The organism is Chitinophaga alhagiae (assembly GCF_003568665.1).
Taxonomy (GTDB): domain Bacteria; phylum Bacteroidota; class Bacteroidia; order Chitinophagales; family Chitinophagaceae; genus Chitinophaga; species Chitinophaga alhagiae.
In genome coordinates this window covers 945767-960329 of the sequence record NZ_QXMH01000001.1, presented here as the reverse complement: position 1 = coordinate 960329, position 14563 = coordinate 945767, and the positions used below count along the sequence as shown (strand labels likewise).

The 14563-nt window shown below is 48.6% G+C and carries 12 protein-coding genes; 6 read left to right on the top strand and 6 right to left on the bottom strand.

All coding sequences use genetic code 11. The features are described 5' to 3' along the window. Nucleotides 1-12: 12 nt before the first annotated feature. The 3 genes from D3A97_RS03675 to D3A97_RS03665 form a co-directional block, all read right to left on the bottom strand. A complete protein-coding gene (locus D3A97_RS03675) occupies nt 13-828 on the bottom strand; it encodes a hypothetical protein (RefSeq protein WP_119076747.1) in 816 nt (271 codons plus the stop codon). Nucleotides 829-857: 29 nt separating this feature from the next. Continuing rightward, entirely contained in the window at nt 858-1889 is a 1032-nt protein-coding gene (locus D3A97_RS03670; RefSeq protein WP_198673852.1) for a LacI family DNA-binding transcriptional regulator, read from the bottom strand. 150 nt (nt 1890-2039) lie between these two features. Further along, nucleotides 2040-4604: a zinc-dependent metalloprotease gene (locus D3A97_RS03665; protein WP_119076743.1), complete on the bottom strand. Its 2565-nt coding sequence runs from the start codon at nt 4602-4604 to the stop codon at nt 2040-2042. Nucleotides 4605-5146: 542 nt separating this feature from the next. Between D3A97_RS03665 and D3A97_RS03660 the strand changes: the two genes are divergently transcribed. The 5 genes from D3A97_RS03660 (at nt 5147) to mnmE (ending at nt 9762) form a co-directional block, all read left to right on the top strand. Continuing rightward, complete coding sequence (locus D3A97_RS03660; protein ID WP_119076741.1) at nt 5147-6001, top strand: MotA/TolQ/ExbB proton channel family protein; 855 nt, start codon at nt 5147-5149, stop codon at nt 5999-6001. A gap of 72 nt (nt 6002-6073) precedes the next feature. Beyond that, nucleotides 6074-6742 (top strand): ExbD/TolR family protein, encoded by a 669-nt coding sequence (locus D3A97_RS03655; protein WP_119076739.1) that lies wholly within the window; start codon nt 6074-6076, stop codon nt 6740-6742. A gap of 51 nt (nt 6743-6793) precedes the next feature. Continuing rightward, complete coding sequence (locus D3A97_RS03650) at nt 6794-7381, top strand: ExbD/TolR family protein (protein ID WP_119076737.1); 588 nt, start codon at nt 6794-6796, stop codon at nt 7379-7381. Nucleotides 7382-7426: 45 nt separating this feature from the next. Beyond that, nucleotides 7427-8263 (top strand): energy transducer TonB, encoded by an 837-nt coding sequence (locus tag D3A97_RS03645; RefSeq protein WP_119076735.1) that lies wholly within the window; start codon nt 7427-7429, stop codon nt 8261-8263. A gap of 116 nt (nt 8264-8379) precedes the next feature. Continuing rightward, nucleotides 8380-9762: a tRNA uridine-5-carboxymethylaminomethyl(34) synthesis GTPase MnmE gene (gene mnmE, locus D3A97_RS03640; protein ID WP_119076733.1), complete on the top strand. Its 1383-nt coding sequence runs from the start codon at nt 8380-8382 to the stop codon at nt 9760-9762. Nucleotides 9763-9938: 176 nt separating this feature from the next. On the opposite strand, the gene D3A97_RS03635 is transcribed toward mnmE, so the two are convergent. After that, nucleotides 9939-10661, bottom strand: a complete 723-nt coding sequence (locus tag D3A97_RS03635) for a hypothetical protein (RefSeq protein WP_232825840.1) — start codon at nt 10659-10661, stop codon at nt 9939-9941. Between D3A97_RS03635 and D3A97_RS03630 the strand changes: the two genes are divergently transcribed. After that, on the top strand, nt 10654-11550 hold the full coding sequence (locus tag D3A97_RS03630; RefSeq protein WP_232825839.1) for a winged helix-turn-helix domain-containing protein: 897 nt from the start codon (nt 10654-10656) through the stop codon (nt 11548-11550). The two genes, D3A97_RS03635 and D3A97_RS03630, sit on opposite strands and share 8 nt — an antisense overlap. A gap of 131 nt (nt 11551-11681) precedes the next feature. On the opposite strand, the gene D3A97_RS03625 is transcribed toward D3A97_RS03630, so the two are convergent. Together D3A97_RS03625 and D3A97_RS03620 are read right to left on the bottom strand one after the other, a co-directional pair. Then, nucleotides 11682-12644, bottom strand: a complete 963-nt coding sequence (locus D3A97_RS03625) for an MBL fold metallo-hydrolase (protein ID WP_119076731.1) — start codon at nt 12642-12644, stop codon at nt 11682-11684. Nucleotides 12645-13208: 564 nt separating this feature from the next. After that, a complete protein-coding gene (locus tag D3A97_RS03620) occupies nt 13209-14450 on the bottom strand; it encodes a sialidase family protein (RefSeq protein WP_119076729.1) in 1242 nt (413 codons plus the stop codon). Between the last annotated feature and the right edge of the window lie 113 nt (nt 14451-14563).

Genomic DNA, 14563 nt, shown 5'->3' with positions numbered 1-14563 from the left:
CCCTTGCCTTTATCATTTTCCCGCGTCTTTCACCCATTGCCCGAAGTTGAGGGTAACGCCCATGGTAACGGACACCGGCTGGAAATAATCGTTCACATTATAGTTATTGTACGTTTCATCGTTCATGGGAACGGAGAACATCAGCTGCCCGTACCATTTGATGTAACGGTAACCCGCGCGCACCGTAAAGGTAGGCTCAAAGAAAGGTACCGCCTTGTCTCCCAGCCGCATGAAATTCTCGCGGCGCTGCGTATCATTTTCAAATGCCTTGACGCCCAGCGTCTGGTCATGAAACTTTACAATAGAAAAGCGGGAGGTAAAGGCCGCTTCCACTACTTTGTGCGCCAGGCCGAAGCTGGGCTGCACAAAAAATTTGTGGAACCGGGTGCGCAGCAGGTAATCATTGGCCAAGGCGCCGTCAGGGGCGGAGTTGTACGCCCTGTCAAGCGTTTTGAAAGCCCCTGCGCCGTAACCGGCGTATACGTCAAACACCGCTCTTTTACGGGTGTCTACGGCCTTAAAAAAGCCCACGCCGCCTTCAAACAGGCCGCCGCGGGTATTCTTGTCCACAAACAGATCGTCATCGCCGTCATTATCGCCGTTGGTATAAAGCCATCCCCGGTGTACGTACTGGCCGTTCACCATGAGGGCAATATTGTCGGTAATGGAATAGGCGGCCTGCCAGTTGGTAAGGGACAGGTTGGCTTTCAGTTCATTTTTTTCCTTCAGCAAGGGCACGTTCGCCTGGTTGGGCACGTAAATGTCGCGGCTGCACGAAAATAGTGCGCACACAGGTAAGGCCATCAGAAAAAGGCGGAGTTTTTTCATATTAAAATGGTTGTAGGTTTAAGTAATGCTTATCGCCCGGACGATTCCCTTTGAATAAGCTCTACTTCAAATACGAAATTTTTGGTGACTTTGATCTTTTCGTCCTTGTTAATCAGCTGCACCAGCGTTTCCACGGCCTTTTCGCCCATTTTGTAGCCAGACTGCTCAATGGTGCTGAGCGAAGGGCTGATAATGCGCGATGACAGGTCGTTGGAATAACCCACTACCTTCACCTGTTCCGGTACCTTGATCCCCTTCCTCCGGGCCTCCTGGATAAAGGCTACGGCAGAGGAGTCGTTGGCGGCAAAAAGCCCGTCCGGCAGGGAACTGCCGGCAAAGATCTGGCGGGCCGCTTCGGCGCCTGCGTCCAGCGTAAGGTTGTGCACGTACACCAGTGACTCGTCAAAGGGGACCTTGTACTTTGACAGGGCCGCCTTGTAGCCGGCCAGCCGTTGCTGGTAAAGGTTGCAGGTGAGCACGCCGGCATAGTGGGCAATGCGCTTGCAGCCTTGCTGTATCAGGTGTTCTGTGGCAAGGTAGCCGCCTTTGAAATCGTCCCCGGTAATGGTATAGCCCGGGAAGTCAAGCGGCACGCGGTCATAAAAAACAAGGGGGATGTTATTCCTGATAAATGGAGAGAAGTGGTCAAAGTTGGTGGTGAACATGGAAGATACCGCCAACAGGCCGTCTACACGCAGGGAAAAGAAGGTGTGTACCAGCTCCTTTTCCATGGCCACGGTTTCGTCAGACTGGCCTATTACAATGCTGAACCCGTACTTGTGCGCTTCATGCTGGATACCGCTGATGGCGGTGCTCTGGAAGTACATGCTGGTACGGGGCACTATGAGGCCCAGGATGTTGGAGCGCTTTTTACGCAGGCTCGAAGCTATCCAGTTGGGCACATAATTCATCTCCACTGCCAGCTCCTGTACCTTGTTGCGGGTTTCCTCGTTGATCAGGGGATTGTTCTGCAAGGCCCTTGATACCGTAGAGGCGCTAAGGCCCAGCTTTTGCGCAATGTCGTAAATAGTGATCTTATTGGTATTATGTCGATCTTTCACTTGGAGGACGAATAATGTAGGGGCGATATTAAGAAAATTTATTGATAGGTGCATGTTTGCGCCCCAAATGGGTACTTTCATCCCTGTTGCCATAAAAAGGGGCTGACCGCAATGCCGGCCAGCCCCTTTTGTTATATCCCAGTATGCTTTCTATTTCTTCGGTTCCAGCAGTTCGGTGATCCTTTCTGCAAGGTCTTGCAGGTGGTAGCGGCTCATATTATCCCCGGCACCGGCGGCAGCGGCCCGCGCATCGTTGCGCAGAGACACCAGTTGGGCACGGCCTACGCTAGACACGTCAGACTTCTGCGGGTTAGGCATCAGGCTGGCCATGGAGGCCGGGAAACCGGCCGGCAATTGCGGCGCCCTCAGCAGGTTGCCCAGTGTATTAACGTATGCTTTCTGCAGGTTGCGGCGGTAAATGTCTATTGGCCTGCGGGAATACAGCTCGCTGAAAATGCCTTTTTTCATATCGTTCATGTACTCGGTTACCGTATAGGTGTTGCTGTACATGGTTTCGGCATTCAGCAGCTTGGTAAGCGTATTCACTCCCAGCAGGCGGCCAAGAACGGCCTCCTGGCGGTTCAGCACCAGCGTGGCGGGGTTGCTGTTGATGCGCGCCAGTATGTCTTTGTCCAGCAGCCAGGTGGGCGTGGTAAAGAACTGCGCCTGCAGGAACTGCACGGCTTCTTTCTGCATGGCTTTTGGCACTACTTCGTACACCGCGCCCGCCTGTTCTACGGTTTTGGGCGTTTCGTAAATGCCGCCCACGTTCTTGGCCACATGGCCCATGTAGCGGTAATACTGTCCCCATACTTCAGTGTACAGCTCGTTGAGCGTGGCGTAGCCTTCATTGTCCTGGCGGGTCCAGGCCATCAGGTTGGGCACAATGCGTTTCAGGTTCTTTACACCGTAGGCGCTGGCCTTCATGGCATTGTCTCCCAGGTCTTCATTCTGTGAACGCGGATCGTCAGGGTTGGTTTCCGTACCGAACCAGAATTTTTTGTCTTGCAGGCGGTTAATGGTCCACTGGTTCAGGATGGGCTTTTCACTGTCTGCATCTTTGCCGGGAATGATCTTGTAGCCCCATTCAATGGCCCATTTGTCGTAGTAATTGATACGGGGGTAGAGGTCTGCCCCGGTGATGCCGTCTTCCGGCTGCGCAACGTAGTTGAAACGGGCATAGTCCATAATGGAGGCGGCATGGCCGTTCTTCTTCACCCATTCCTTGTCTCGCAGCTTTTCAACCGGGTAGGCGGAGCTGGAGCCGAAGTTGTGGCGCAGGCCCAGGGTATGGCCCACTTCGTGGGAAGATACAAAGCGGATCAGCTCACCCATCAGCTCGTCATCAAACTGCATTTTACGGGCGCGCGCATCGTTGGGCGAAGCCTGTATGAAGTACCAGTTGCGGAGCAGGCGCATTACGTTATGGTACCAGTTGATGTGGCTTTCCAGTATTTCGCCTGAGCGGGGGTCGTGTACGTGCGGGCCGCTGGCATTGGGCACCTCGGACGGTTTGTATACGATGGCCGAGAAACGCGCGTCTTCCAGGCTCCAGGTAGAGTCTTCCGCCGGCGTGGGGGCCATTTTGGCGTAGATGGCGTTTTTAAAACCCGCCTGTTCAAAGGCAGACTGCCAGTCGTTCACCCCCTGTATAAGGTATTTGCGCCATTTTTCCGGGGTGGCCGGGTCTATGTAGAACACGATGGGTTTTTTGGGCTCCACCAGCTCCCCTTTGCGGAACTTTTCCATGTCTTCCGCTTTGGGCTCCAGGCGCCAGCGGGTGACCATGGTGAGCCTTTTTACGCTTTGCGGGTCTGCGTCAAAGTCAGTAAGGCTGGTGGCAAAGTAGCCCACGCGCGGGTCAAAATAGCGGGGCTGCATGGGTACCAGGGGCAGCAGTACCAGGGAGCTGTTCAGCTCCACCGTGGCGTAGCCGCCGCCTACGGGCGGCATGCCCGGCATGGGGGAAGAACCGCTTCTGGTGTAGGTCTTTACAGTTTTGATCTCCAGGTTCTCCGGGTAAGACCTTACGTCCTGTATATAAGATTTGTCTGCCTGCGGGGAGCCCAGCTTTACCTGCGACTTCAGGCGGGAGTCAAAGAAAAGGATGTCGTTATCACCATTGATATAATCAGTCATATCCAGTACGGCGCCCTTGTTGTTCTTTGAAAAGGCCTTGATGTCGAAAGAGGCCACAATGGGCTGGATGTTGGAGTTCATCACGGAGATGAACATGGGCTGGGTAGAGTCTTTGGACCTTTCGGCAAAGGAGATGTTCTTGAGGAATATGCGGTTGTTGGGGCCTTTCTCGAAACGGATCACGTTTTCGTTGATCTGGTCCCCTCCGAAGCCGAACATGCCCACGCGCATGCCGGCGGCCGCTTTGGACATGCGGCTTACCACCAGGATGTCCCGGCCCAGCAGTTGGTCCGGGATCTCAACGAATACCCTGTCATCCTGTTTGTATACGTTAAACATGCCGGAGTCAGCTTTGGCCTTGGGTGTAATAACGTCCGTGAACTTTTTGGGCGCTGCTTTGGGCGGGCCGCCGGGGCCCATTGGCGGGCGGGCGGTAGAGTCTTTGGCGGGAGCGGTGGCAGGTACGGGAGTTTTTTCCTTTTTCTTCCGCTGGGCCAGGGTAGAAGTGGCTGTGAGCAAGCAGGTTGCGCACATCACGCCTGCCAGCGCAGCAGCAAAATTACGCTGTAAATGCATGGGAATAGTGTTGGTTTATTTGATTTGTTAAGACGGTTAAGACAGATTTAGCGATGGCAAAAGAAAGGGGAAAGGTTGATAAAAAATCGTTAAAATCCACAAATGTGCAAAAAGATGTTAAGAGCGGAAATAAAAAGCCGTAAATTGCCCAAATGAGGTGGCAGCACCAGAAATAAGTGGTTTTAAAAATTTAGTTGGAACATTTGGAAATTTTCTTAAATTGTGCGTCCAACTTTGAAAAAAAATCAATCGATTTCGGTTGCCACGGACTAAGGTTGGAGGGACAGTAAGAACAATATTATTCTTTTTGTTTATTTAAGTGTTTGCTCAACAAAGATGTGAAGATGGAAATGCCCCACCTGTGGGGCTTTGTAGGGTTGGTTAAATTTTTTGGGTGACACTTGTTTTTTTGAGTAAGGCTTATAACTTTGCGAATCACTGATTATGAGCCGCTAAGGGCGTGGATTTCAATAAACAATCGATCTAAATCTTAATTACTAACAAACAAACAGTTTAATTTTTAACACTAAAATTCAATCAACATGGCTGAGACTAAAACAACTGTGACTGCAGCTGCTGCCAAAACCTCTTCACACCAGGCAAAAAAGTCGTCCAACTTGTTTGCTTTGCTGGCTGTGCCCATTTGCATCGCCATTGCTTATGTATTTTACTCCCTCGTACTGGGTAATCCTGACAACTTCCAGGGCGGCAATCCTGCAAATCACCCTGTTGAGGAAGGTATCGGCAAATGGTTCGGTACTGTACATAAAGGAGGTCCCATCGTACCCATCCTGATCTCAGTACTGTTGATCTGTCTGACTTTCGTGATCGAGCGTTTCCTGTACCTGGCCAAAGCCAAAGGTAAATTCAGTGGCGCCGAGCTGGTGCGCAAAGTGCAGTACCACCTGGCCAACAAGAATGTTGACGCAGCCCTGGCTGAGTGCGACAAACAGAAAGGTTCCGTAGGTAACGTGATCAAAGCCGGTCTGAGGAAATACAAGGAGATGATCTCCAACACCGAGCTGGACACTGACCAGAAGATCCTGTCTATCAAAAACGAAATTGAAGAAACCACTGCGCTGGAACTGCCTATGATGGAGAAAAACCTGGTGTTCCTGTCTACCATTGCTTCCGTGGCTACCCTGCTGGGTCTGTTCGGTACGGTACTGGGTATGATCAAGGCGTTTGCGGCGATGTCTTCCGGTGGCGCACCTGACTCTGCCCAGCTGGCATTGGGTATCTCTGAGGCCCTGATCAACACCGCCCTGGGTATCGGTACCTCCGCTGTGGCAATTATCATGTATAACTACTTCACTACCAATATCGACAGCATCACTTATGCTATCGACGAGTCTGGTTTTACTTTAACACAGAGCTTCGCCGCAAATCACAAATAATTTTCGTAAATTATCTGTGGAATTAGCGGGGAATTGAATCTTATAAGTGAACCAAATTAAAAAGGAGTAAAGATGCCAAAAGTAAAAATGCCCAGGAAAAGCACGGCCATCGACATGACGGCGATGTGTGACGTAGCGTTCCTGTTGCTGACTTTCTTCATGCTGGCAACCAAGTTCAAACCGGACGAGCCGGTGGCCGTGGTTACTCCGTCTTCTATCAATACCCAGTTACTGCCTGATTCCGATGTTATTCTGCTGACAGTAGCAGCGGATGGCAGGGTGTTCTTTAGCATGGACGGTCAGCCCAAAAGAAAGCAGCTCATAGAAGATCTCAATACCAACTTCAGACTTGGGCTGGAGAAAAAAGAGATCAGCAACTTCGTAGTTGGCTCAAGCGTAGGTACGGACTTCAAGAACCTGAAACAGGTATTGAACATGAGCCCGGACCAGCGTAAAGCCACCAATATCGAGAAAGGCATTCCCATTGACTCAGCCAACAACGAGCTGGCCATATGGATCGAATATGCCCGTGCTGCGCAAGGTGGTATGAACAACAAACTGAAGTATTGCATCCAGGCGGACAATGACGTGCCTTACCCGGTTATCAAAAAGATACTGGACACTTTCAAAGAAAAGAAGATCCAGAAGCTGAACCTGGTAACCAACCTGGAAGCGAAACCTGCAGGCTCTGCCGCTGCCATTTACGAAGAGCAGCAGCAAGCGCAGGAAAGGAAAAAGTAGTAACGGGGGGACCGTTAGTACAATTATTTCAACAAAAAAAAGTATGCTACCATGGCTGAAATGGATACCAGCAGTAGTGGCGGTGGTAAGAAACACCAGGGTACGAAATCCAAAAAGCTTTCTACCCGTGTTGACATGACCCCGATGGTGGACCTGGGTTTTCTCCTGATCACCTTCTTCATGCTCACCACCACTATGTCTAAGCCGAAAACGATGGACCTGGTGATGCCCAAGGATACCGAGAAGGAAGAGGAGCAGAACAAAGTGAAGGAAAGCACTGCGCTCACCATCCTGCTAGGCAAAAAAGACCAGGTTTATTACTACGAGGGATTGGCGCAAGACCCCAATGCCTCCAGTAACCCGGACTTCTTTAAAGCAACTTCTTTTGCCAATACCAACGGCATCCGCGATGTGATCATCAAAAAGCGTGATGAAGTGGCCAGGCTGAGAAACGCCAAGGGAGAGCCCGAGGATGTGGTAGTGATCATCAAGGCAGATGACGGCTCCACATACAAGAACTTTGTAGATTTATTGGATGAAATGGCTATTAACCGTATCCAGCGTTATGCAACGGTGGATATCAGCGACCAGGACAAGCAATGGATCAAGTCTACTGAGGCCACCAACGGCATACAGTAGTATGGAAAAACTAATTTTTTTGCATCCATCAATAAACATGTAACAATGGATTCAGCTAAAATCCTTAAGACCGATTTTCTTGACATCCTGTTTGAAGACAGGAACAAGAGCTACGGTGCTTATGAACTTCGCAAGAAGTACGACAAACGCGTGCGGAATTCCATTCTGGGAACGGCGGGCCTGGCCCTGCTGATTGTTGGCGGCTATTTCATTTATTTAAATGCAAAGGGCGACAACACGGAAATGGTAAAGAAGCCGATTGTGGAGGATATCAAACTGGAGGACGTAAAGTTGCCGGATGATCCGAAAACACCGCCTCCGCCGCCTCCGCCGCCCGCACCGCCGCCGCCGGTGAAGCCGTCTGTGCAGTTTACACCGCCGGTGATCAAGAAAGATGAAGAAGTAAAAGAAGAAGAGGAACTGGTGAAGATCGAAGAGATCAAAGATAAAGCTGTAAGTACCAAAACCGTAGAAGGCGACCCGAACGGTATTGACCCCGGGTTGATCAACGACAGTAAAGGTACCGGTGTAATCGACGCTCCCGCACCTCCCCCGAAAGACGAGATTTTCACATTCGTGGAACAACCTCCTACCTTCCCGGGTGGTGAAGAGGCGCTGGCCAAGTACCTCAATAACAACATCCGTTACCCGCCCATGGCAACGGAAAACGGTATCTCCGGTACGGTATTCGTATCTTTTGTGGTGGACTCTGAAGGTACCATCAAGGATGTGAAAACCGTAGGCGCGCCCAAAGGTGGTGGTCTTGAAGAAGAAGCCATCCGCGTGGTGAAAAAAATGCCGAAGTGGAAACCAGGTAAGCAAAACGGACGCCAGGTATCTGTGCAGTTCAACCTGCCCATCCGCTTTACCCTGCAAGAATAGTACACAGACACAGTCTCACGCTAGTAGGAATAATGTTCCCCCGGCCATCAGCCGGGGGAATTTTTTTATGGGCCCCTCCTTTTCGTGCGTAACGCAGGATTAGTTAATTTCGGCCTATGATTGGAAAAACCGGAGGACATGACGATACCATCGTAGCCATTGCAACCGCGCCAGGAGTAGGCGCCATAGCCGTTATCCGCCTGAGCGGCCCGGAGGCTGTTCATATTACGGACAAACTGTTCCCAGCCAGGAACCTGGCGGAACAGCCCGGTCATACCCTTCATTTCGGGAGCCTGCAGCAATACGGCAAGGTGATAGACGAAGTGGTGGTCAGCCTCTACCGTGCCCCTAAATCCTACACAGGAGAAGACGTGGTGGAAATATCCTGCCATGGCTCCTCCTATATTCAGCAGCAGGTACTCGAAGCCTGCATCTCCGGCGGCGCCCGCATGGCCCGGCCGGGGGAGTTTACCCAGCGTGCTTTCCTCAACGGCAAACTGGACCTCACACAGGCAGAATCTGTAGCAGACCTGATAGCCAGCAACACCGCCGCCTCCCACCAAACTGCCATGCAGCAGATGCGCGGCGGCTTTTCCCGCGAGCTGTTCGCCCTCCGGGAACAATTGATCAAATTCTCCGCCCTGATAGAACTGGAGCTGGATTTCAGTCAGGAAGACGTGGAATTTGCCGACCGCCGCGCGCTCTACACGCTCGTAAATGAAGCGTTGGCTGAAGTGGAACGCCTGGTACAGTCTTTCAAAGCCGGCAACGTTATCAAAAACGGCGTCAATACCGCCATCATAGGCCGCCCCAACGCGGGCAAGTCTACCTTGCTCAATACCCTCCTGAATGAGAACCGCGCTATTGTCAGTGATATTGCCGGTACTACCCGCGATACCATTGAGGAAGTGCTCAATATCGGCGGCATCCTCTTTCGCCTCATAGACACCGCCGGCATCCGCGAAAGCACCGATACCATAGAAAGCATCGGGGTGCAAAAGTCTCTCGAAAAGATGCGCGAAGCAGGAATTGTACTCTACCTCTTTGACGTGGCCGAGCTGTCAGTAGACGAACTGCTGGCGCAGGTGCGGGAGTTTGACAAGGAAGGGCTGCAGTTTATGCTGGTTGGGAATAAAGCAGATGTACCCGGTTTTGAAGAAGCCCGCGCCAAATTTAGCCTGGTGCCAGGCGTGATCTTCATCTCCGCTAAAGAACACGGCCATGTTGATGAGCTGAAGGAGAAGCTGGTGGCCCATGTGATGGGCGGGTCCATCAACACCGAAAACACCATCATCACCAATGTACGGCATTATGCGGCGCTGCAGGAGGTGTATGCGGCATTGCGAGATGTGAAGAGCGGCATGGATAACCGGTTGCCGGGTGATTTGCTGGCGCTGGATATAAGGCGGAGCTTGCATTTTCTGGCGGATATAGCCGGGGAGGTGACGAATGAGGATAGACTGGATTATATTTTCTCGAAGTTCTGTATCGGCAAGTAGTGTATTTAACTATTTGAAAACCATAAATATACATATGTTGTAAGTGGCGGGTAAAAAAGGCGCCCGATTTTATTTGAATTTTGTCCCTCCAGATCATTGATTTTCAATACATCCAGAGGGACAAGTAACTATCAGGAGCAAAGTATATACCTGTGTGTATTTTATAATTTACGTACTTAGCAACCGTCTTTGCGCGGAGCACGTTTATAAATTATTTTATTATCCCGTTCTACATAGTCGCCCGATATTATTGGATATGAATACTTGGGTGCGTATGATACACTATGGCTTCTTATAATTATTTTGTCGTCAACTTTCAGGCTATGCAATTGCTCAAGTTGAGACTTTTCCGGTTGAAATGTTACAATATAATCGTCACCATTAATCCTGACCATCACTCCGAAACCTAATCGGGAGCCTGGTGGAAGAGAAAGAGAGGTTACAACAGCCTCCATATTGGTAGAAGCTCTTGTATGCTTCCCTATTTTTTCAGCACTGGAAAGCACTTTTTTACCTTCGGGAGAAGCTTTCCATTTTTTGAACTTAATACCCTCAGGGGTAGCCTCCCATTTCTTCCGTTCGGCTTCCCTTTCAGCAGCAGAGAGGGGTTTTGGGGTTGATTTTTTAGAAGTATCATTTTTGATTTCGCGATTAGCGAATACTAGTCCGCTTACCACAACCAGCGGTAAGATCAGCGCATAAATAACTTTTTTCATAATTTTTGTAAGTTTAATTAACATAAATCTATCTCCTGATAAATCAGATCTGTTTAAGGCATTTTTTTGTTTTTCATATCCTGGCAAAGTTGATTTAGCTAAATTACTTTGATGTCTTTCAACTTGGGGGATTTGGATTGTAAATAAAAGTGTAACCTTTGTAAATAAATCGTAAATGGGCATGTTTTATAGCCGAAATCTACTTTCCGGAAAACGCAAATACCTTTTTGGGGTGATATTGCTCCTTTTTGTATTTGTCATGTGCTTGACTTTCAATATTGCGGGCGGTGACAGTTTTGGTATCGCCAGGAGGGAAGTTTTGCTTCGGAAGATAGGAGACGAATTACTCACACAGTCGGGTGACAGTAGATCAAGGGTGCTCCCGATAAAAAAGATCGCTGAAAATGAATACCAGATCAGCTTTGAGAATGAGCTTACTTTTCAACCGGACTCGCTGGTGAATACAACCCGGCGTTTGTTGGCCAATGACCCTCTCGCAAGTGATTATGTTGTTAATGTTCTGAACTGCAGCAACTCCAGTGTAGTCTATGGATACGCTATATCCAACAATAAAAGAGATGATATTATAGCTTGTAAAGGAAGAGTGCAACCCAGGGGATGTTACATGGTCAACATTAAATTTAAACCGACAGGCATGGTTGCCGCAAAGAAGGGATATCTTCTGGGCAGCCTGTCATTTTTAGCATTTGTCGGTTTCGTTTTTTGGGGATCGGTTAAACCTCGAAAAGCCGAGCCTGGCAAACAAAATACCGGTATTTTAACTTTTGGATCGGCCGTATTTAATGCGCAGGAACGGCAGCTGGTAATAAATAAAAACACCGTAGATCTGACTGCCACGGAAGCGCGTTTATTGCTCATTTTCGCTTTGTCGCCTAACCAGACCATAGAAAGAAGCCGGTTGCAAAAAGAGATATGGGAAGACGAAGGTGTTATTGTGGGGCGCAGCCTGGATATGTTTATTTCAAAACTTAGAAAAAAACTGGAACCTGATCCCAGTATCAACATTGTTGTTATACGCGGCAAGGGATATAAGCTTGAAATTAACGCTTAAGGAAGAATCGCCCCGCTTTTTGCCCCCATTTTGCCCCTTGTGTTGCCTAAATTATTGATAACCAATATGCTTTATTTCTGTATTGAGGAAGTAACGGCTACCAACAAACGAAAATATAGCCATGGATTTATTTAAAAATTAAATTGCTGCAGGTCCTTTCCAACAATAATAGTCCCCGTAAAAGTGCTGCGCACCGCATCAATCCAAATCTGGTTGTTTAGCGATTTGTCATCAGGAGGAACAAAGTGATTTAGAATAAGAGTTTTTACGTTCGCTGCTTTAGCTATACGGCCCACATCTTCTGCTGATGTATGATGCGATTTGATGCTCGCAATTAATTTAGTGGCGTTGGGGCGTCTCTTGGCTATTTCGTCGACAGCAGGGCTATACATCACTTCATGAATAAGATAGTCGGCCCCGGAAGCAAAAGTTGCTAACGCCGGATGATAGGCGGTATCTCCCGAAAAAACAATGATCTTTTTGCCGAGTTTAAATTTGAATGCATAACTGGCATCAATTGGAGGATGTATGTTTTTTATAGCACTGATTTCAAAATCCGGGTGTGCTACCTGTATACCTTCCGTAATTTCATAGGCTATTACAAGGTTTCTTATGTCTGGCCGCCCTTCGTCTTTAATTCTTGTGTCAATATCAAAGCGGTTCGATTCCCAATATGCGTTCAGTAAAGGACGTATACCAGCAGGTGCGTAAACATTTATTGGTTCCGTTAACCCTGCTATCCAGGCATTGTATAATAACGGGCCAAGGTCAAGATAGTGGTCGGAATGAAGATGTGTAATGAAAATATATTTTAACGTTGACAAATTGATGCCGGCTTCTTTCAGTTTAAACGTTGTGCCATACCCGGTATCAATAACAAAGGGGATGTCTTTATATACGATAAGGTTAGCAGAAGGAGTTTGTGTGTAAGAGCGAATGAAAGGGCCGCCCTGAGTGCCCAATAAGACCAGCCGATCACCCTCTGCATTGGGAAATCTTTTCTCGCTTAACTCCGATGGCGATGGTATATTGAACCCTGCCGCTCCGGCGAGCAAAAATGAATTACGAATAAATTCTTTGCGACTTGTAGACATATCGAAGAATTTTTGTTAGGCAGACAAAGCAATTTTAAACCCAACACATTCCGATCAAAGTAATTACTATTCGATTTATCCAGACGCTTGTTTTTTGGATAGCATATCCTCGTAGGTAAAATTCGATAAACTGGAAGGATTGCCTCCTAGTAGGTACTCCCGCAAAATCTTTCCCAGGAAAGCAGCAATATACCCCCCGAACAGCCATTTTCGATTTTTAGTTTTTCAGCCCCGCATAAGGAAGCGGTTTTGAAGAAATGGTTTAAGTACTGATACAATCTAAAGTTAGTCATAAATGTAGAAACGCTTTGGATTTAAATCGGGAGCAAGTTTCCCTGTTTTTGCTTCAGTTCTTGTGAGCACTGCTCTGGTGGGTAACTGCGCCAACAGCGTTGTAGACGGATTGTCGATAGCGGGCTACAGTGCTATTGGCTTTCAAAAAATGGGTGATACGGATCTAGGGCGGTACTAGAGTAACCACAACTTAATCTTGACAGCACAAAAGATGTTGTACGATTAAGTTGTGGCTACTTTATATTCTTCTGGCAGGCGTCCAATAGTTGATCAATCTGTGATCCAGGCAAGGTTGAATTTATAGAAATAAATACTGCGATGGCTATTGTCGCTGTCCGAGGTGTTTTCATTGAATTCGATCAGCGCCCCAATCATATTATCCGGCGTCTTTACCAGGCTGCTATAGCCTCCCAGCTTGGCATTTCCCGTACCATTCTGAGGAATGGCCTTGCTGACAGGCCAGCCAATACCTTCATCAGTGGATATCCTTATTCTCATGGCAGTTCTCGTACTTTGGCTTGCTGAATTCATGAAAATAATGCGGCTGGGGGAATCTGTATACCTTAAGATAGAGCCCTCGCAATGCGGGTCTGGCAGATCCGTAACTTTTTCAAAATTGCTCCAGCTGGTACCGATGCCGCCAACAGATTTATAGCGGTAGAATTCCGTGGAGCCAACGCCACGGTCGTTCCTCATCAGCATACCACTCAACCGTTCTACTATAGTGCCTTCTGATGTGCCGCCCGGCATGGGGTTATATTGCCATGTGCTTCCATTGTCGTCACTATATATATTCCGGTTGATGGCCGGGATGATCAACCGGCCGGAAGTACTCCCAAACCTTTTTTGGATGCCAATTCCCGGACCCACCGCATCCCATACCATATTTGGTGGTTTAACGGCATTGGTAACGTCAACAGGGTTAGACCATACATTTCCATCCTGAGCATATGTGCTGTAGCAAACAAAGGTTTTTCGCTGACCTGGCTGGGTAATCTTCGTTGTTCCGTTTTCACCGGTCTGGCTTAAACCGGCGTCATTATAAGACATGAACAACCATATCTTCCCATCGCTTTGATTGACAACCGCAGTAGGATTGCCCCAGGTGCCGGCGCTGCTTTTTACCAGTATCTCCGGTCCCCAGCCACTGCCATTGGTTGTTGATCTCCTGCAGATCAGGTTGATGTTTCCATAGTCCCGGTTGTTATTTACCCGGCCTTCGCAAAAGGCGATCAAAGTCCCTTTTTTTGTTCTGATAATGGACGGGATGCGATAAGAGTGGTAAACGCCGCTGCCGCCGTCAAATAATTTTATCGGCGTATTGAAGGCAAATGTTGTAAAATCCCCTGCGGCTGGTGATAGGGATTCTACCTGTTCCTCCGGTGAAGAAACAATGCTTTGCAGCATATTTGTTTTCTTACAAGCTGCCCCGGTTAGCAGGATCAATGAGAATACGCATGCAATTTTGATGCATAGATCTGTTTTTGTTCGGAAAAAGTTGTTTTTTGTCATATTGGTCAGGGTTTTATTGATTGCAAACCGATCCCCAACGCCGCTTTAAAGAGCGGCCTCCCATTTAGGCAGACAACGCGGGGTATTCTGTGAAAAGCTATTGCCGATCATCA